The sequence below is a fragment of the Reyranella sp. genome, from assembly GCF_044224635.1.
Classification (GTDB): domain Bacteria; phylum Pseudomonadota; class Alphaproteobacteria; order Reyranellales; family Reyranellaceae; genus Reyranella.
In genome coordinates this window covers 21,738-40,230 of sequence record NZ_JBGAKA010000028.1, presented here as the reverse complement: position 1 = coordinate 40,230, position 18,493 = coordinate 21,738, and the positions used below count along the sequence as shown (strand labels likewise).

Sequence of the window (18,493 nt, the reverse complement as noted above, 5' to 3'; positions counted from 1 at the left end):
GAACCGTTCGGCCGTGGCGCGCCGGGCGCCGTTGGCGCACCTGCTGGCGGAGCCGCGCCGCTTCACCTTCGATGCCGCGGTCAAGCTTCTGAGCTTCTTCCGCCGCCAGGCCGATCCGGCAGAGACCACCCGCTTCACCACCGTCACCGGCTCATCCTACGCCGGCGCCGAGGTCACCGACGTCACCGTCAAGGTCGAGCCGGGCAAGACCTCGGTGAGCACGACGGTCGGCCTGATCGGTCTTACCGGCTTCGTCGGCGTGTTGCCGCGCCATTACTCCGATTCGATCGTCGCCGATCGCCGCTCCCGCGCGTTCTCGCTGTCCGACTTCCTCGACCTGCTCCAGCAGCGCATGATCGCGGCCTTTGCCGCCGCCGGAGCGAAATACCGGCCGCACCGGGCGGCCGATACCGGCGCGCTGGCGACCGGCCACCAGAAGAACGATCCGATCGCCGACGTGCTGCTCTCCCTGACGGGTTACGGCACGTCCGGCCTGTCCGACAGGCTGCTGGCCGGCGCGCCGGCGCTGCGCCACTACGCCGGCTTCTTCGCCGCCCATCCGCGCTCGGCCGACCGGCTCGAGGCCTTGGCCTCCGACTGGCTGGGAAGGCCGGTCAAGGTCGAGCAGTTTGCCGGCGCCTGGCTCACCCTGTCGCCCGACCAGTGGACTCGCATGCCGGTCGGCCATACGCCCGGGAAATTCTGCGAGCTCGGCGTCAATGCCGCGGCCGGCGTGCGCGCCTGGGACCAGCAGGCGCGCATCGTGCTGCGCATCGGCCCGCTCGACCTGCCGTACTTCGAGCGGCTGCTGCCCCATCGCCCGCTGCTGCGCGAGCTGGCCTCGCTGGTGCGGGCGTTCGTGGGCTTCGAGGTCGCCTTCGCCGTCAATCCCGTGCTGGCGCGCGACGCCGTGCCGCCGATCGTATTGGCGAGCCCGGACGAGACCGGAAAGGCTTCCGGGCCGCTGCTCGGCTGGAACACCTGGCTGCCGACATCCCCCATCACGCCGCGCCGAACCGACGCCAGCGAGCCTCTGTTCGAAGGCGACATTGTCGAAGGACTCGCATGACCCAGCCGTGGAGCGGCGGCTACGTTGCCGATATCGCCTACATCGAGGGCTTCTACATCCAGCAATCGCCGGTCCGCATGGCGCTGGCCTGCCTGCTGGGCAGCGTGGCGGCGGAGATGCCGGCGCCGGACGACCAGGCCTGCTACCTCGAGCTCGGCTGCGGCATCGGCGTCGGCGCCATGCTGATCGCCGCCTCCAATCCGGCCTGGAAGGTCGTCGCCGTCGACTACAACCCGGCCCATATTGCCATCGCCAACGACCTCGCCCGCACCGCCGGTCTCTCCAACATCCAGTTCCTCGAGGCCAACGTCGTCGAGCTCGCCGAGGGCGCCGCGGGGTCGGCAATCCCGACGGCCGACTTCGTCAGCATGCACGGGCTGTGGTCGTGGGTGAGTCCCGAGGTGCGCGCCGGCATCGTCAAGCTGCTGGCGGCCAAGACCAGGCCCGGTGCGTTGGTCCATCTCAGCTACAACGCCTTGCCGTCGTGGCAAGCCGGCATCGGATTGCAGCGGCTGGTCTACGAGACGGGCCGGCGGGCGGGCGGGCGCAGCGATGCGCAGGCCGAGGCGGGCCTGGCGCTGGCGCGCGAGCTCAGGGGCGTCGAAGCCACCTACCTTACCGAAGGCAGGCTGACGCACGACCTGATCGAAAACGTCCATGGCGGGTCACGGGAATATCTCGGGCACGAATACATGAATGCGCACTGGGCGCCGGCCTTTCACGCCGACGTCGTGGCCGCGATGGCCGGCGCCAAGCTCGACTGGGTCGCCTCGGCCAATCCCCTGGAGAATTTTCTCGAGCTGACGCTGAAGCCCGAGCAGCGCGCGATCATGGATCGCTACAGCGATCCGATCATGCGCGAGCTGATCAAGGACATGTGCCTGCAGCGCCATCTCCGGCACGACGTCTACGTGCGCGGCGCGCGCCGCCTGCGCAACGCCGACCGTGACGCCGCCATCGAGCGCCTGACGATCGCGCCGGTGATCAGCCCGAGCGAGCTGCAGACGACGCTGATCGTTCCCGCCGGCACCGCCGAGATGAGCCCCGACCTGAAAGCCTTGATGGAAGCGGCGATGCGCGGCCCGACGACGATCGGCGCGCTGCGCGCGCTCGATCCCGCGCACAGCAATCCGGCCGAGCTGGTGAGCGTGCTGGTGGGAACCCATCAGTGCCAGGTCGCACCCTACCCCGAAGCCGCCCAGCCGGACAGCGCCCATCGGCTCAATCGCGTCCTCGGCGGCCGCATCAAGTCGATCGTCGAGGGCCGCAGCTCGGGCCTCGCCTGCGCGCCGCTCAGCACCGGCCTCACGGTACCGCCGCTCCTGCAGTTCATCACCGCCCGCCTGCTCGCCGGCGAGAGCGTCGACAACGCGCCACGCTGGATCGAGATGCTGTGCGGCGACGTGTTGCCGGAGAAGCACGACAAGATCCGTGAGGTCGTGCACCTCGCCATCGAGCAAAGAATCCCGGTGCTGAAGCAGCTGCAGATAATACCTGGTTAGAGCGATTCTCGATTTGATGGAACGGCTCGAGGTTCCATCAAGGCTGGCGCCCATGAGCGGCGCGCTCGCAGAAGAGTCGCGCCGCTCAACGCTACCTCGTCACAGGTCCTGATGCGCCATTGGTCGGCGCAGTCGGCGGGGCGGCCGGGCCGCGCGACTTGTGGACCTCGACCGTGGTCGACGGATCGTTGTCGTCGAACTCGACCGTGATGGCGGTGACGTTGTCGATCGCCCGCGCATCGATGGCGGCCATGACCAGTTGCTCGGCATCGGCGCCTTGCTCGAGGGAGAGCAGCGAGGCGATTTCTCCGGGCGACAGTGTCTTCGAGAGGCCGTCGCTGCACAACAGCAGGCGGTCGCCCGGCATCAGGGGGCCGGTCCGCTTGTCGAGTTCCAGCGTCTCCTGATCGGCGCCGACGGCGCGCGTGATGATGTTGGCCTGGCGATGGTTGACCGCTTCGGATTCGGTGATCATGCCGGCTTCGATCAGATCCTGCACCAGGCTGTGGTCGCGCGTGATCTTGGTCAGGACATCGCCGCGCAGCAGGTAGGCGGGCGAATCGCCGGCCCACAGGCAGGCGAAGTGATCGTCGCGCGCGATCAGCACGACGACAGTGGTCGCCATGATCACGCCTTGGCCGCGCTTCTCGCTGGCGGTGCGCAAGCGTTCGTGCGCCGCTTCCAGGCGCGTGCGCACTTCATGCAGGATCTCGCCGGCCGACAGGCCTGTCGCGATATCCCGCAGGGCGGCGACGACCGCGGCCGAGGCGACCTCGCCCGACTGATGGCCGCCTGCCCCGTCGGCCACGACCCACAGGCCGAGATCGGGACGATTGAGGTAGCCGTCCTCGTTCATCCGGCCCGCGGTGCCGGGATGGGTTGCCGCGCGCGAGCGGAAGCTGCCGAACTCGGCCACGTCCTGGGCGATGCCGGAATCGGGCATCACGCATCCTCCGCCGAATCGGCCTTCGCGGGCTGCGCCGCCTCGGCAACGATTTCGGGTTCAGGGTGGAATTTGGCCTCTGCCGCGGTTTCAGTTTCGGCTTCCGCCGCGGTCTCGGCACCGGCATCGCTGCCCCAGCGCTCGTCGATCAGGACGGCAAAGTCGCGGCCTTCGGGCAGGGCCGCACGGGTCACCACACGCTCGGCCACCCGCGGGCCGCCTTCGGTCCACAGCCCCACCTGACCGGGCACGAGAGCAAGGGCCGGATCGTCGAGGGGCACGAGAATGTCGAATGCCTCCTGGATGCGCTGCAAGAGCTCGGCCGGAGAAAGGTCGTCGGCCAGCGCATCGCGTCCGGCCTCTTCCGCCTCGTCCAGGAATTCGATCATCGCCGGGACCAGGGGCACCCAGTCGGTCGCCGCGGTCGCCGCGATGGTGAGCGGCGAGTAGCGGCCGGCGCGGTCGACGCTCGGCATCCAGAGGCCGAGCACGCCGGCGGCGCCGCACAGGCCCGGCGGCAGCACGAAGCGCCACACCGGAGCCTCGAGCCAGGCCTCGCGCCAGTCCTCGCCGTAACGCTGCTGGGTGTCGGCCATGCCGCGCAGCCACCAGCTGTCCCAGGCGTCGGTGAAATCACGCGGCAGGTTCTCGCGCACGAAATCGCCGCGCGCCGGCAGCTTGCCGAAAAGACCGGCGCGGGCCTGCGGAGGCAACTCCACCATGGCGCGCCCCAGCCTAGCCGCGCACGGCCGGGCAGCGGAAATCCTGCAGGACGCCCGGTGCGAAGGGGTTCATGACCGATCCGGCACGCAGCTCGAAGACAGCATCGCCCTGGCCGAACGTGAGCGTGAAGGTCTCGGGCGAGCCGGCCGGCCGCAGCGTGCCCTTGCTGAACAGGCGGAACATCGCCCACGGCCCGGTCTCCGAGAACACCCCCGTGCCGCCCGGCGGCGCCGGATTGAACACCAGGCGGACGTTGCGCATGCCGTTCGATCCCGGCCAGGTGATCTGAGTCGAGCGCGTCGGCCCGTGCGCATAAGTGACCGACGTCCCGTCGAATTCGAGACTGACGCTGGACGCACCCGGATTGAGCTCGATCGGCGTGATGTCGAAGCGCACGGCGATCGTCGTCGAGCCGGGCGCGAAGAACAGATCGCGGATGACCGCAGCCCGCTGGAACTGCAGCACGTCGGCCGGCGAGATCGGCGCCGCGACGCCATCGGCCGACTGCGGCTTCCACACCTTGCCCGTCGTATCGATGTAGGGCCGGAGCTGGGTGTTGAAGAACCCGTCGAGCAGTCCGCCGGGTGCGAACAGCTTGGCGAAGTCGTCGAGCGGCGTCTCGAGCGAGCTGCCCGGCACGAACGGGAAGCGCCCATTCACGGCAAGCGGGCAGAGCGCCGCCGGGCCGCCGGCGCCGTTGTAGGCGGCCGCCACCTGCTGGCGCGCGCCGCCGCCGCGCAAGGCCGTGCTCGACTCGGCCATGTTGGACAGCCAGCGATCGAGCGGCGCCGGCTGGCGCTGCGCCTCGGCACGGAGTGCGAGCGACGGATCGTTGCCGACGGCGGCGGGCGCCGAGCCGGTGCCGATTGCCGCGAGCTTGGCCAGCTGCTGCTGCAGGTCGTTGAGAAGCTTCAGCACCTGGTCGATGGGAGCGCCGCCGGTGGTCGACACCAGCTCGCGCAGCTGCCTGTAGCGTTCGTCGATCTCGTGACCCAGCGGCATGGCTCCCGCGCCCTGCTGGCCGGTGAGCTGCGCCGCCAGCGCCGCGGCGGTGCGAGTCATCGTGAGCGGCGAAGCGGTCGCCGCCTTGGTCTTGGCAGCCTTCTCTGCCTCTTCAGCCGCGATTTCTGCCGCGGTGGGCTTGGGCGGCTCCGTCAAGGTGACCTGACGGGCGACCGCGGTCAGCAGGCTCTTCATCGGCGATTGCGGCGAGGCGAGGACGTAGAGGTCCTGCGCCGCCTGCGGCAGGCTGCGCAGCGGCACGATCTCGAGATCCTGCAGCAGGGCGTCCCACGCTTTGGCGTAGTCGTCGAGGTAGTATTTGATCACGTTGTTGGCGAGCTCGGCCTGCTGCGTCGGGTCGAGATTGGCCGGCACCTTCTGGCCCATCACCCAGCTCTCCGAGGCGACCTCCCGCGTCGCCGTCGTCAGCGCCGGCAGCAAGACCCTGTGGAAGCCTTCGACGGTGAAGAAGCCCGGAACGCCATCGCTCAGCTTCTTGCCCGAGGCGCGGGTAAAGACCCGCACGCCGGCCGGCCCGAGCACATCGCTCGGCTTCCAGGGCGGGAGGGCTTGCGCAGCAGCCGACGGCTTGATGCGCGAATAGGCGCGCGCCGCCAGCGACACGCGACTGAAGGTCGTGCGCGCCTGGGCGATCAGCGCGTCGTCGAGCGGCACTGCCGGCAGCGGCTGGGCAAGCAGGGCATCGAGGTGCTTCTGCAGACTGGCCACGACCGTGAGATTGGCGGCGCCGGAATACTGATGCTGCCAGTCGAAGGTCATCCATTCCTTGACCAGCGCCGGATCGAGCGGGCCCTGTCCGCCGAGCATGAGATAGACGCGCGTCGCCTCGTACAGGAAGTCCGGCTCGGTGAAGAAACCGCGCATCTGTCCTTCCAGACGCCACACCAGCCTCGGCAGCAGCGCGTAGCCCAGGGCGTGGCGGTACACCGCCTCGGCCCCGGCGCGCAGCTTGGGTCCCTGGGAGAGATCGAAGGAGGCGAGCACGCCCGGGCGTGCCTTGGCGGTCGTCGTCAGCTCGCGCGCCGCGTCGAGCAGCGGCAGCAGGCGCGGCAGGTCGGCGTCGTTCACCGGATCGAACGTCGTCTGCTTGGCGAGCTCCTGGTAGGTCGAGATCGCCTGGGTCATCGCCTCGATCTCGCGCACGCCCTCGTTGCGATTGACGACCAGCCAGCCTCCCAGACCCAGCGTCACCAGGCCGATCGCCGCGAACGCGGCGCTGCGCAGGATCATGCGGCGAAAGCGCGCCGACGGTGGCTCGCTCACCAGCATCGCTTCACCGAGGATCACCTCGGAGATCAAGCGGCCGAGGAAATAGCTGCGGCCCTGCTGCGGCTTCAGCGCCGCGGCGCGCCGCTGGTCGAGGCCGAACGAGCGCGCCATCGTGCCGGTCAGGCGATCGATCGGCGTGCCTTCCTGGGTGCCTGATGTGAAATAGACGCCGCGCAGGAACGGCGCCGGGTCGAGTCGCGAGCCGGCAAACGCCTCGGTAAGGAACGACTGCAGCGGCTGGCTCAGCGAGGCGATCTGCGTCGGGAAACCGGCGATCAGGGTGCGCCGTTCGGGGCTCTGCTCGAACTGCAGGCGATCGTAGAGCCGCTGGTTGTCGATTCGATCGACCAGCAACTGCAGCTCCTCGGGGAATTTGCCGACGACGCCGGGCTCGCCCTTCTTGGCCAGCGGGAAGGTGACGCCCCACACCTGGCCGCGCTTGTCGCGATCGAGATCGTCGAAATACTCGGTGAAGCCCGCGATCAGGTCCGACTTGGTGAACAGCGCATAGACCGGAATGCGGATCGCCAGCCGTTCTTCCAGCTCCTTGATGCGGCGGCGGATGGCGCGGGCATGCGCGGTCCGTTCGTCGGGCGACGCCGCCGCGACGTCGGTGAGCGCAATCGCCACGATCACGCCGTTCAGGGGCTGGCGCGGCCGCGTCCGTTTCAACAGGTCGAGGAAGGCATCCCAGCCGGCGCGATCGACGGCCAGATTGGAATCCTGGGTGGTGTAGCGGCCGGCGGTGTCGATCAGAACGGCGTTCTCGGTGAACCACCAGTCGCACATCCGCGTGCCGCCGACGCCGGCGACCGCGCCCTGCCCCATCTCCGCCGCCAGCGGGAAGTTGAGGCCGCTGTTCAAGAGCGCCGTGGTCTTGCCGGCACCGGGCGGTCCGATGATGACGTACCACGGCTGCTCGTAGAGATAGCCGTGCGTGCCGCGCGCCTTCTTGAGCAGCGACAGCGCCTGGCTCATGCGCTCGCCGAGCGCCAGTGCCTCCTCGCGCGTTCCGTCGTCCGCCGCCTCGGCGCTTTCGGCCACGCCCTTCTCGAGATTGTGCTCGCGGCGCCGGTGCAGCAGGTCGAGCAGCAGATTGACGACAGCCCAGATCAGCACCAGGCCGACGATGACGGCGGTGCGGGGCACCCAGCCTTCGAGCATCTCGACCAGCGGCCCGAAGAGCCAGACGAGCACCGACAGGATGGCGATGCCGACGAAGCTCAGCACCCAGCGGGAGATGAGGAAGCGCAACACGTTCATGACTACACGCCCTGCCGGTTGAGGACGATCTCGATGCGCCGGTTACGCTCGCGCCCCTGCGGGGTCGCGTTGGTATCGATCGGATCGGCGTCTGCCCGGCCCTCGGTCGACAGCCGCGCCGGATCGCCGATGGTCGTGGCGATGATCTTGGCCGCAGCCTTTGCCCGCGCGTCGGAAAGCTGGAAGTTCGACGGGAAGGCGATGGTGCGGATCGGCTCGTTGTCGGTGTAGCCGATGATCTTCACCGGTCCCTGCTCCTCCTTCAGCGCAAGGCCGATGCGGTCGAGCAGCGGCTTGAAGCTGTCCTGCAGGGTCGCGCTGCCCGACGCGAACATGCCGCGGCCGGTGATGCGCACCAGGGGCTGCGCCGGCGTGCCCAGCACCTCGACCAGCTTCTGGTCGATCTCGGGCTTCAGGAATTCGCGCAGCTTGTCGAGCGCGCTGGGCTCCGGTGGCGGCGGCGGCGGCGCCGCCACGACCACGGGCTTGGCTTCGACGAACGGCGTGCGGGTGATAGTCGGCATGCGCTCGGGCGGCGCACCCTGCAGGCTGGCATAGACGCCATCCGACGCCGCGTTGAGGCCGATCGAGAACCACAGGAACAGGCCGCCGAGGAGGCCGAGGCAGGCGGCGGCGACGACCCACAGCGGCAGGCTGAAGCGGGCCGGCCGGTACGGCGCGTTGATGCCCTTGGTGTGCGGCGCCAGATCGACCTCGGCCGCCTTCTGCTGGCGGGCGATGACGGCGTAGGTCTCCTCGCGGATCTTGTTGAGATCGCCGAGGCCGCGCCGCGACAGGCGGTACTGGCCGACGAAGCCCAGCGACATGCACAGGTACATCAGCTTGATGACCGGCAGGAACCTGCCGGGATTCTCGCACATCTGCTTCAGCACGTCGAAGAAGCGCTCGCCGCTGCGCACCTCCTGGTGGAAGGTCGAGACCAGCGACCGCTCCGCCCAGGTGCCGCTGTTGCCCCACGGCGTGTTGAGCACGACGTCGTCGAGGCTGGCGCACAGCGCATAGTGCGCCGGGCGAAGCTGCTCGAGCGGCACGCCCTTCTCGCGCGTCTCGACCTCGAACAGCCGGATCTGGCGGACGGTCCGCTGGTAGAGATCGCCCGAGTCGGGCGGATTGGCGGTGTTGCGCAAGCGCGCCATGAACTGCAGCAGCGGGCCGGCCGCCGCGGTCAGCACGTCGTCGCCGATGTGGATGTTCTCGGTGCCTTCCGCCACCAGGGCATTGGCGACCTGCGCGTCCGGCGAGCGCGGGCTCGGCTCGGCGCGGGTGTCACCGCCGGTCGGTTGCGGTGCTGACGGCACGGACGCCCCGGACGCCGCGGCGCGGCGCCGGCCAGGGTTTGGACGGATGATCGTTCGGTTGCTGTCCTCGGGCTCGGCGAAAGGATTGTCGCTCATATCCGCCTCGATTCACTCAGCCGCGAATAGCCCACAATTCTATGTTCAGATTAGGGAAGTCGCCGGAGACATGCAGGGCGAAGCCGCCCGACGTGTGCAGCTCCTTCCAGTGCGTCGAGTTGCGGTCGAGCTCGAAGTACGTCGCGCCAGCATAATACGGCAACTGCCGCGGCGCGACCGGCAAGGCCCGCACGGCAATACCCGGCAGGGCGACATTGACCAGCTCGCGGATATGCTCGACGGCGCCGATCTTGACCTGCGACGGAAACAGGCGGCGCAGGTTTTCGGTCGGCACGTCGGCCTGCACGGTGAGCACGAAGGTCGACGAGCGCAGGATGCTGCGATCGACGATCGGACCCACGCGAATGCCGTAGGCGCGAAGCTGCAAGGGGATCTGGACCGCGGTCTGCTCGATGACGGCCGACAACGAGCGCCGCAGGTCGGCGACCACCGGCGCGTAACTGCGCTGCAGGTCGGCGTGGCGATAGGGCGGATACTCCGACGGCCGGCGGGTCGCCTCGGTGAAGGTCGCGAGCTCGCCCGCCAATTGCACCAGAGCGGCGTAGAGGTCGACGGGATGCACGTTGCCGTCGCTCGCCCAGTGGGCCAGCAGCTTCTGCGCCCGGTTGACGGTCTGCAACAGCAGGAAGTCGGAGACGTCGCCGACCCCGCGCGACCCGGGCGCCACGATGCGCGCTGCCAGCGCCTCGCCGCGCTGGTTCAGCATGCCGTTCAGCTCGGCCAGAAGGCCGCCCAGCGGCGCGGCAGCCGACGAGACCAGGCACGGCACGATCCACTGGTCATCGAGGGTCACCCGACGGTCCGCGGCGACCTCGACGATGCGGGCCAGCCCGATGCAGTGGTAGCCGGCGCGGTTCTCCGTCTCGAGCATGTAGCGCAGGCGCAACCGGCCGATCTGCACCTCGGCGGGCTGGGGCGAGCTCGAATGGGTGTCGAAGGCCTCGAAGCCGCGTTGCTGGTAGCGGCCCTCGCTAGCGCCGTCGGCGGCGATCTCGACCGAGCCTGCCTGGCCTATCGGCAGGGCTAGGTAGACGACGGCGTTGCGGGTCGATTCCGGCACGTCGAGCGGCACCGGCTGGTCGGTTACGCCGGGCAGGGAGAACGGCGTGCCGTCCTCGAACACGCCGCTGGCGTTGGCCAGAGCGAACTGGCCGGTGCCGAGCAGGTTGCGGTTGATCGCGCCGTCGACCAGTCCCCAGGCATGCGGCCGCAGCGAGTTGGTCCGGTCGCGCACCAGGCCCTCGACCCAGCGGTCCTGCTGCTGGAAATGCTGGACGCGCAGAAACATGCCCTCCAGCCAGACCACTCTGTTCGACCACGTCATGCGGACACCAGATCAGCCCGGGTGCCGCTGATATTGAGGGTGAGCCGGGTCAGGCCGACCGGCGCGATCGAGGCGACGGCACGCCATTGCGAACGGTCGATCTCGCGGAACAGCACCGCGACTCCGATATAGCGGACGCCCATCTTGGGATTCAGCGTGAGCTTGCGGGTCTCGCCCGGCCGCATCACCGCCTCCTCCATGCCAGCGCTCTCGTCGCCCAAGGTCGCGCTCTCGCGCTCCATCAGGGCGTAGGCGTCGGCCGAGGAGAAGCGGCCGCGGTTCATCAGCGAATAGACACGCACGGCAACGGCAACCGGCGTGCCTGCGGCGTTGGGATTGATGTTGGAACTGGCCCGGATGGTGAGGTCGACGATGGCGGGCTCGGGTGGCCCGCCGCCGCAGCCGGCGAGGGGCAACACGGAAGACGCCAGGAGCAGCTTGCGGCGGGCGATCATGGGGGCGTTCCTTCGCTGGTGAGCTTCTCGATCGCCTCCTCGTACGCACGCGCGAAGGCCTTGCCGAACACGCTGTCGAAATCGTCCGACAAGGCGCGGGTGATGCTGCGTTGCTGCTGGACGAACGTTTCCCACGCCCGCGCCCGCTTCTGCGCCGGATGGAGGTCGAGCGCGCTGGTCGGCGTCTTGCGCTCGATCGCCTCAGGCTCGAGTTGGGCCAGCAGGACCCGAACCGCTGCCTGCATGGCGGCAATCGTGGCGAGCTCGTGCAGGCGCAGATCCTCGAAGGCCTCCCTGATGGCCGCCTCGGGCGCCATGCTGCCGCGCCGGCCGAGGCCCAGCAGGGTGTTCATGGCATCGTCGTCGTCGAGCGAGAATTTCAGCGGATTGTTGCCGGACGGCCGGATCATCGTCTGCTCGATGCGGAACTCGTCCTTTATGCTGGCGCGCGCCATCAGGGTCTGGCGCAAGCCGCTGACCGTGGAGCGCATGGCCTGGCCGAGCCGCTCGAAGGTCTTTTCGGGGTCGCTGAGGGTCGCTTCGTCGAGGCCGGCGCCGCGCAGGAAGGCTTTCGCCAGCCCGCTGTCCGGCGCCGCCTGGCGCGTCGGTACCGCAGCCGGCGGCTGTTGCGGCGGCGTCGGAGCAGCGGGCAGCGGAGCGGTAGCGGGCGGGGCGATAGCCGGTGGCGCGGTAGCCGGCGGCGCGGCGGCCGGCTGGGGCCGCGGTGCCTGGGGCGGCGGCGGCCCGGAGGGCAGCGATATGTCCCAGTCGTCGGGGATGACCGCGGCCGGCGTCGGCGGGCGAAAGGCGCTCGACAGCGCCGGCGCATGATCGGACGCCGTGGGGCCGCTGAACGGCTCCTGGATCGGCGCCAGCGGGTCGAAGTCGGGCGGCAGGATCGGCGATTCGGGCGGGATCGAGGGCGCAATCGGACCGGACCGGTCGTCGCCGAAGACGCGGTTGCTGCCGTCGCCGAAGGCGCCCCGGTTGTCGCCGAAGGCACCGCCCGCGCCGCCAAAGACCGGCTTGTCCGACTGCACCGGCGGCGCCTCGCGCAGGGCGAAGGCGTCGCGATCGGTGCCGGTCAGGAAGCGGTCACGGTCGGCCGGGATCGCGCCGGCCAGCCCCTCGTCGAGGATCACCTCGATCTCGTACAGGCCGAACTTGATCCGATCGCCGTGTCGGATCTTCTGCGACGCGCCCTTGCCGATCGGGTCAGTCGACTGGTTGACGAACGTCCCGTTGGTGCTGAGGTCTTCCAGCTCCCAATCGCCATCCCCGTAGATCAGCCGGCAGTGCCGCTTCGACAGATGCCGCTCGGGATCGGCCACGACCCAGTCGCTGTCGCGGCCCCGTCCGATGGAGAATTCCCCACCATGGATCTCGCGTCGTTCTGGAGCCACGTTGTCGGGGCAACGGATCGTGACGAGCATGAGGGACACGTGAGGGCTCGCTCCTTGAGAAGGTAAACGGCGACGGCCGTCTGTTCCGACGTCGCTTTCCGACTGATAGGCCCCGTTTGTGGAAATTCTAGTCGTGGAACCGGCCGCAGGGCAATCGCATTTGGGCCCGGCCGGCGCATGCCCCGCATCACTCCCTGCATCGCCACGAACCGGTTGACGGCTTCCGGGGGCGCGACCATCCTTGAAAGCGGGAAGCCCAATCGACTCGAGCGAATCCGTCGCCATGTGCCTAGTCCCGTCCCAGACTGTCTTGAGCACAGACGAGGTGGGAAGCGTCGCGCCGCCGATCTTCACCTCGGTCGGCCAGGATGCCGTGAACGGTCCGGGTGACGTGTTCGTCATCCAGTCGCTGCTCAACAAGCGACTGCCCAAGCCGCATACCGACCTCCCGGTCACCGGCGTGATCGACCCCGGCACGATCCTGGCCATCAGGGCCTTCCAGGCCGTGATGATGAACATGAACCCGCCGACCGGCCATGTCGCACCGGGCAGCCCGACCTACTACGCGCTGGCCGCCCGCCCCTTGGTGACCAAGGAGGCGCCGCCGCCGCCGAAGTACGGGCACGTCGGCATCATCCCGGCCGAGCTGATCGAGGCGGCCAAGGCGTCGCAGAAGCGCTGGCGCATCCCGGCCTCGATCACCCTGGCGCAATGGATCGTCGAGAGCGCCTGGGGGGCCGCCATGCCGCCCGACAGCAACAACCCGTTCGGCATCAAGGCGACTGCCAGCCAGGCCGCCGTCGAGGCCGCCACCGAGGAGGTGATCGACGGCAAGCGAATCCGCATCGTCGACCGCTTCCGCCGCTTCGAGAGCATCGCCGAAGCCGTCGACCAGCACGGCCACCTGCTGGCGACCGCGTCGCCTTACAAGGCCGCCATGGAGCTGGTCGAAGACGTCGAACGCTTCGCCGACGCCCTGACCGGGGTTTACGCCACCGACCCGCAATACGGCACGACCCTGAAATGGGTCATCACGACCTACGGGCTCAAGCAGCACGACGGGTGAAGCTCCGATCCCCAGCCGCCCGCGCACTCGCGCAGAGCATTGAAGAGGACACGTGATCCCTCCCTTGTCTGTCGGGCCGTGTTGCCAAATGGCCACACTGGCGGACCGGTTCATTGCCGGCCGCGGATGAGCGCAAGCAGATTGCGGCGGCATTGTGTAGTCTGTCATGTATCGCGCAACTACAGCTAGGGGAGATGGCACTTGATGAAACAAGCATTCGCCGCCGCAACAGCGCTTGCGTTGTTGCCCTCGATGGCGTCGGCGCAGGAATTCAACCCCTATCCAGGATTCTATGTTGGTGCGGGCGTCGGCGGTGCATGGTTCCTGACCCAGACGACGACGATCGGCGGCAACTTCAACAGCACGACCGGCTTGATCGCCGACCTTGTCGCCGGCTACGACTTTGTCGGTCCGCGCCTCGAGGTCGAGCTCGGATACGGCTTCATTCCCTTCACCGCCACCCTCGCCAACACCGCGGCGCGATCGAATTTCACCGGCGTCGGTCACCAAGTGCATCTGATGGCGAAGGCGCTCTACGACTTCATGCCGGCGTCCACCGTGACGCCCTACATCGGCGTCGGCGCCGGCGTCGCCTTCGTCGACAGCAATGCCCCGCTCGCCAGCACGCAATTCGCCTATGAAGGCATCGTCGGCCTCGCCTACAACATCGACAGCCAATGGCGACTGGCGCTCGAAGGCCGCTATGTCGGCACCACCAACCCGACCTTCGTCGTCAACAACGTCACCATCGGCGTCAACAACTCCAACATCGTCGCGATGGTGTACGGCCAGTACAAATTCGCCCCGCCGGCGGCAGCCGCTCCGCCGCCGCCACCGCCGTCGGCCGCTCCGCCGTCCTTCATGGTGTTCTTCGACTGGGACAGCGCGCGCCTCTCGGAGGCGTCGCTGAACGTGGTGCGCCAGGCAGCCGCTGCCTTCAAGAGCAAGGGCAGCGCCCGCGTCACCGCGACCGGCCACACCGACACGTCGGGCCCCGAAGCCTACAACATGGCGCTGTCGCTGCGCCGCGCCAATGCGGTCAAGGATGCGCTGGTGCGCGATGGCGTGCCGGCCAACGTGATCACGGTGATCGGCCGCGGCGAGCAGGGCCTGCTGGTGCAGACCGGCGACGGCGTGCGCGAGCCGCAGAACCGCCGCGTCGAGATCGTCGTTCAGTAATCCATCGACAGGCTCGCAGATTCGAAGGTCCCTCGCGACGCGAGGGACCTTTTTTCTTGACGGCGGCCTACCCCATGAGATGGGCCTGTCGGATGGGATCGAGACGGCGGGGAACGCCTGGCCGGCGAAGGCGTTGCCTGCTCGCCATGTCGCAACGCGCCCTGATCGCCAGACTCGCCAAGCAGAACGGGCTGGTCATCGTGTCACCCCAGGCGCTCGATCTGCGCCGCCAGCGGTGCGGCAAGGGCTTCGCCTTCGTCACGCCCTCGGGCCGGTTCCTGCGCGATCCCGCCGAGGTCGCGCGCCTCAGGTCGCTCGCGGTGCCGCCAGCCTATGTCAACGTGCGCTATGCCGGCGACGCAGCGGCGCATCTCCAGGCGGTCGGCGAGGATGCCGCCGGCAGGCTGCAGTACCGCTATCACCCGAAATGGGCCGAGGTTCGCGAAGCCTTGAAGGCACGGCGACTCAATCGATTGGCGACGGCATTGCCGGGCATCCGGCGCGCGCTTGGACGATGCCTGGCGTCGGAGATCGTCGATCTCGGCTTTGCCGCTGCATCGGTGATCGAGCTCGTCAGCCTGACGGCGATCCGTGCCGGCGGCGAGGCCTACGCGCGCGATCACGGCACGCGCGGCGCGACCACGCTGCTGAAATCGAACGTGCGGCTGGGCGATGACGGCGAGCAGGTGAAGCTGACCTTCAAGGCAAAAGGCGGCAAGCCGTTCAGCCGGGATGTACGCAGCAGGCGCCTCCATGCCGCCGTGACGCGCCTGCTGGCGTTGCCCGGCCGGCGCCTGTTCCAGGTCGCGGGCGACGATGGCGCGGTGCGGCCGATCCGGGCAAGCGACGTCAACGCCTTCCTGCAAAGCACGACCGGCAAGCGCATCTCGCTGAAGGATTTCCGCACGCTGATCGCGTCAGCAGCCGCCCTTCGGGCGCTCGCCGGGACCTTGCCCGCCGAAAGTGCCGCCAAGCGCCGCCGCCAAGTCCGCGACACCGTCGTGGAGATCGCCGGGGAGCTGGCCAACACGCCGACCGTGTGCCGAACCTCCTATGTCCACGACGCCGTCATCGCCGCCTTCGAGGCGGGCGCGCTGAAGCGCGTGGCCAGGAAGAAGGCGCGATCTGCCGTTGCCCACGCCGATGCCCTGGCGCGCGTGATCGCCAAGCACGCGGGCTGAGCGCAGACCCGTTACGCCTTGACCTCGGCGCCGAGCCAGTCGATTGCCGCCTGGGCGCCGCCCTTGCCGTGCGGGATGCCGAGCGCGTTGAGGGCGACCTCGATCACGCTCAGGGTGCCGAGCATCATCGGCGCGTTGACATGGCCCATGTGGGCGACGCGGAAAGCCTTGCCCGAGAGATCGCCGATGCCGTGGCCCAGGATCACGCCGCATTTCTGGTTGCAATAGGCGCGCAGCGCCTCCGAATCGTGGCCGCCGCCGACCAGCACGGGGGTGACGGTGTTGCAGCGTTCGCTCGGCTCGATGATGTTGAAGCCGATCGCCTGGCCCTCGGCCCACACGCCGACGGCACGGCGCACCGCCTCGGCGAGCAACGTGTGGCGGCGGTAGACATTCTCCAGCCCCTCGGCGAACAGCATGTCGAGCGCCTGGCGCACTGCGAACAGCATGTGCTCGGGCGGCGTGCCGGCATATTTCTGGTAGTGCTGGTCGCCCTCGCGGTCAGTCCAGTCCCAGTAGGGCGTGCGCAAGCCGGCGGTCTTGTGGACCTCGCGGGCGCGGTCGTTGGCGGCGACGAAGCCCAGGCCCGGCGGCGCCATCAGGCCCTTTTGCGAGCCCGACATCGCGACGTCGACGCCCCACTCGTCCATGTTGAACGGCATGCAGCCCAGCGACGCCACAGCGTCGACCATGAGGAGCGCATCGTGGCCGGCCGCGCGGATCGCCTGGGCGATGGCGGGAATGTCGTTCACCACGCCCGACGCGGTGTCGATCTGGGCCACCAGCACCGCCTTGATGGTGCCGCCCCCCTTGCCGGACTTGTCGGCCTTGAGCCGAGCCTCGACCTCGGCCGGGCGCACGGCGCGCCGCATGTCGCCCTTCAGGATCTCGACCTCAACGCCCATGCGGCGGGCATTCTCGCCCCAGCCGATGGCGAAGCGGCCGCTCTCGAGCACCAGGATCCTGTCGCCCTTGGACAGCACGTTGGTGAGGGCCGCCTCCCACGCACCGTGGCCGTTGGAGATGTAAATGTAGGCCCGCCCCGTCGTGTTGAACACGCGGGCGATGTCCTTCAACAGGCTGTCGGTCAGCGCCAGCAGCGGGCCGGAGTAGATGTCCACTGCCGGCCGATGCATCGCCCGCAGCACCTCGTCGGGCACCGTCGTCGGCCCAGGGATGGCCAGGAATTCACGCCCCGCACGCACGCTCATCGATTCCCTCCGCAGGCTCGTCCTGCCCAAATTTTTCGCGGGCGCGAGCGCGCCCCGCCATCAGAGCGATGCTTGCAGGACGCTGCAAACGCCGCACCGCGAAAACATTAGCACATACAGCGGCGGCAAGCCCGCCATGAGAACATTTATGGTCAGCCCAAACGCAGCGAGGGTCGCCACCATTCCTCCTTCCAGCTTCCCTGGGAAGGAGGATGAGCAAAGCGGCCGCGGCGATCACTACCGCGCGGTCTCGCAAGTCGCCACAATGCCGACGCGACGGAGAAGGCAGAGGGATATGGCCGACATCAAGATGGGCGTCATCATCAATGGCGCGACCGGGCGCATGGGCACGACGCAGCACATGGCCAATCTGCTGGCCATCGCCGCCGAAGGTGGGTTGCCGCTCGCCAACGGCGACCGGCTGATCCCCGACCTGCTGCTGGTCGGCCGCAACACCGGACGGCTGACCACGCTCGCGGCCTCGCACGGCAACCTCCGCTTCACCACCAGCCTCGAGGAGGCGCTGGCCGGACCGGACCAGATCTACATGGACTGCACCCATACCGGCGACCGGCCGGAGCGTGTGCGCCAGGCGATCGCCGCCGGCAAGCACATCCATATCGAGAAACCGACGGCGCCGACCGTCGAGGAGGCGATGGAGCTCGCCCGCCTTGCCGATCGCGCCCGCCTCAAGCACGGCGTCATCCAGGACAAGCTGTTCCTGCCGGGCTTCGCCAAGCTGCTGGCCATCCGCCAGGCCGGATTCTTCGGCCGCGTGCTGCAGGTGCGCATCGATGCCGGCTCGTGGATCTTCGACGGCACCACGCAAACCTGCCAACGGCCGAGCTGGAACTACCGCAAGTCGGAGGGCGGCGGGCTGGCGCTCGATATGATGGCGCACTGGCGCTACATGATCGATCGCCTGGTGGCGCCGATCACCGGCGTGTGCGCGCTGATGACGACGGCGATTCCCGAGCGCATCGACGAGCAGGGCCAGCGCTACGCGGTCGACGCCGAGGACACCTCACACGCCCTGCTGCAGATCGAGAACGGCGCGGTCGGCGTCATCACCAACAGCTGGGCGACCCGGCTGCGCCGCGACGACACGATGGTGGTGCAGATCGACGGCACCGACGGTTCGGCCGTCGCCGGCCGTCATCGCTGCTTCACGCAGGCCGCCGCCAGCACGCCGGAGGCATTCTTCGGCGCCTCCCATCCCGGCGGCATGGACCATCGCAGCCACTGGGAGGAGGTGCCCGACGACGGCCTGCCCGTAAACCCGTTCCGGCAATGCTGGGAGGCATTCCTGCGCCACGTCGCCGAGGATGCGCCCTACCGGCCCAACCTGGTCGAGGGCGCCAAGGCCGTGCAGCTCGCCGATCTCGCCTATCGCAGCGTCGCCGAGCAGCGCTGGATGGCGGTGCCGGAGCTTAAGCTCTAGGCCGC

At 68.8% G+C, this 18,493-nt stretch carries 14 protein-coding genes; 6 read left to right on the top strand and 8 right to left on the bottom strand.

Annotated elements, in window-relative coordinates:
• Positions 1 to 13 precede the first annotated feature (13 nt).
• Positions 14 to 1,069: a type VI secretion system baseplate subunit TssG gene (tssG, locus tag ACILR9_RS22720; RefSeq protein ID WP_395712243.1), complete on the top strand. Its 1,056-nt coding sequence runs from the start codon at positions 14 to 16 to the stop codon at positions 1,067 to 1,069.
• Positions 1,066 to 2,571 carry a class I SAM-dependent methyltransferase gene (locus ACILR9_RS22715; RefSeq protein ID WP_395712242.1) on the top strand — a complete coding sequence of 502 codons (1,506 nt, stop codon included), beginning with the start codon at positions 1,066 to 1,068 and terminating at the stop codon, positions 2,569 to 2,571. The genes tssG and ACILR9_RS22715 overlap by 4 nt, the downstream gene beginning before the upstream one ends.
• A 91-nt stretch (positions 2,572 to 2,662) precedes the next feature.
• On the opposite strand, the gene ACILR9_RS22710 is transcribed toward ACILR9_RS22715, so the two are convergent.
• Genes ACILR9_RS22710 through tagH form a run of 7 tightly spaced genes read right to left on the bottom strand, consistent with a single transcriptional unit; the run spans position 2,663 to position 12,440 of the window.
• Positions 2,663 to 3,514, bottom strand: a complete 852-nt coding sequence (locus ACILR9_RS22710; protein ID WP_395712241.1) for a PP2C family protein-serine/threonine phosphatase — start codon at positions 3,512 to 3,514, stop codon at positions 2,663 to 2,665.
• Complete coding sequence (gene tagF, locus ACILR9_RS22705; protein ID WP_395712240.1) at positions 3,514 to 4,236, bottom strand: type VI secretion system-associated protein TagF; 723 nt, start codon at positions 4,234 to 4,236, stop codon at positions 3,514 to 3,516. The genes ACILR9_RS22710 and tagF overlap by 1 nt, the downstream gene beginning before the upstream one ends.
• 13 nt (positions 4,237 to 4,249) lie before the next feature.
• Positions 4,250 to 7,792, bottom strand: a complete 3,543-nt coding sequence (gene tssM, locus ACILR9_RS22700) for a type VI secretion system membrane subunit TssM (RefSeq protein ID WP_395712239.1) — start codon at positions 7,790 to 7,792, stop codon at positions 4,250 to 4,252.
• Positions 7,793 to 7,794: 2 nt separating this feature from the next.
• On the bottom strand, positions 7,795 to 9,207 hold the full coding sequence (gene tssL, locus ACILR9_RS22695; RefSeq protein ID WP_395712238.1) for a type VI secretion system protein TssL, long form: 1,413 nt from the start codon (positions 9,205 to 9,207) through the stop codon (positions 7,795 to 7,797).
• A 16-nt stretch (positions 9,208 to 9,223) separates the two neighbouring features.
• Entirely contained in the window at positions 9,224 to 10,552 is a 1,329-nt protein-coding gene (gene tssK / locus ACILR9_RS22690; RefSeq protein WP_395712237.1) for a type VI secretion system baseplate subunit TssK, read from the bottom strand.
• Positions 10,549 to 11,007: a type VI secretion system lipoprotein TssJ gene (tssJ, locus tag ACILR9_RS22685; protein WP_395712236.1), complete on the bottom strand. Its 459-nt coding sequence runs from the start codon at positions 11,005 to 11,007 to the stop codon at positions 10,549 to 10,551. Before tssJ ends, tssK begins: the two co-directional genes overlap by 4 nt.
• Complete coding sequence (gene tagH, locus ACILR9_RS22680; protein ID WP_395712296.1) at positions 11,004 to 12,440, bottom strand: type VI secretion system-associated FHA domain protein TagH; 1,437 nt, start codon at positions 12,438 to 12,440, stop codon at positions 11,004 to 11,006. Before tagH ends, tssJ begins: the two co-directional genes overlap by 4 nt.
• Before the next feature lie 280 nt (positions 12,441 to 12,720).
• On the opposite strand from tagH, the gene ACILR9_RS22675 reads away from it, so the two are divergent.
• The 3 genes from ACILR9_RS22675 (at position 12,721) to ACILR9_RS22665 (ending at position 15,836) form a co-directional block, all read left to right on the top strand.
• A complete protein-coding gene (locus ACILR9_RS22675) occupies positions 12,721 to 13,476 on the top strand; it encodes a glucosaminidase domain-containing protein (RefSeq protein WP_395712235.1) in 756 nt (251 codons plus the stop codon).
• Positions 13,477 to 13,680: 204 nt separating this feature from the next.
• Complete coding sequence (locus tag ACILR9_RS22670) at positions 13,681 to 14,655, top strand: OmpA family protein (RefSeq protein ID WP_395712234.1); 975 nt, start codon at positions 13,681 to 13,683, stop codon at positions 14,653 to 14,655.
• Positions 14,656 to 14,801: 146 nt separating this feature from the next.
• Entirely contained in the window at positions 14,802 to 15,836 is a 1,035-nt protein-coding gene (locus ACILR9_RS22665) for a DNA topoisomerase IB (protein ID WP_395712233.1), read from the top strand.
• Positions 15,837 to 15,847: 11 nt separating this feature from the next.
• Here the strand turns inward: ACILR9_RS22665 and ACILR9_RS22660 are convergent, their stop codons facing one another.
• Positions 15,848 to 17,047 carry a pyridoxal-phosphate-dependent aminotransferase family protein gene (locus ACILR9_RS22660; RefSeq protein ID WP_395712232.1) on the bottom strand — a complete coding sequence of 400 codons (1,200 nt, stop codon included), beginning with the start codon at positions 17,045 to 17,047 and terminating at the stop codon, positions 15,848 to 15,850.
• A gap of 295 nt (positions 17,048 to 17,342) precedes the next feature.
• Between ACILR9_RS22660 and ACILR9_RS22655 the strand changes: the two genes are divergently transcribed.
• Positions 17,343 to 18,488 carry a Gfo/Idh/MocA family protein gene (locus tag ACILR9_RS22655; RefSeq protein ID WP_395712231.1) on the top strand — a complete coding sequence of 382 codons (1,146 nt, stop codon included), beginning with the start codon at positions 17,343 to 17,345 and terminating at the stop codon, positions 18,486 to 18,488.
• Positions 18,489 to 18,493: the final 5 nt, after the last annotated feature.

Coding starts and splice junctions, on each gene's coding strand:
- tagF (WP_395712240.1), bottom strand. CDS start 4,236: ATGGTGGAGTTGCCTCCGCAGGCCCGCGCCGGTCTTTTCGGCAAGCTG.
- tssK (WP_395712237.1), bottom strand. CDS start 10,552: ATGACGTGGTCGAACAGAGTGGTCTGGCTGGAGGGCATGTTTCTGCGC.
- ACILR9_RS22655 (WP_395712231.1), top strand. CDS start 17,343: ATGGCCGACATCAAGATGGGCGTCATCATCAATGGCGCGACCGGGCGC.
- tssM (WP_395712239.1), bottom strand. CDS start 7,792: ATGAACGTGTTGCGCTTCCTCATCTCCCGCTGGGTGCTGAGCTTCGTC.
- tagH (WP_395712296.1), bottom strand. CDS start 12,440: ATGCTCGTCACGATCCGTTGCCCCGACAACGTGGCTCCAGAACGACGC.
- ACILR9_RS22710 (WP_395712241.1), bottom strand. CDS start 3,514: ATGCCCGATTCCGGCATCGCCCAGGACGTGGCCGAGTTCGGCAGCTTC.
- ACILR9_RS22665 (WP_395712233.1), top strand. CDS start 14,802: ATGTCGCAACGCGCCCTGATCGCCAGACTCGCCAAGCAGAACGGGCTG.
- tssL (WP_395712238.1), bottom strand. CDS start 9,207: ATGAGCGACAATCCTTTCGCCGAGCCCGAGGACAGCAACCGAACGATC.
- ACILR9_RS22715 (WP_395712242.1), top strand. CDS start 1,066: ATGACCCAGCCGTGGAGCGGCGGCTACGTTGCCGATATCGCCTACATC.
- tssJ (WP_395712236.1), bottom strand. CDS start 11,007: ATGATCGCCCGCCGCAAGCTGCTCCTGGCGTCTTCCGTGTTGCCCCTC.
- ACILR9_RS22660 (WP_395712232.1), bottom strand. CDS start 17,047: ATGAGCGTGCGTGCGGGGCGTGAATTCCTGGCCATCCCTGGGCCGACG.
- ACILR9_RS22670 (WP_395712234.1), top strand. CDS start 13,681: ATGAAACAAGCATTCGCCGCCGCAACAGCGCTTGCGTTGTTGCCCTCG.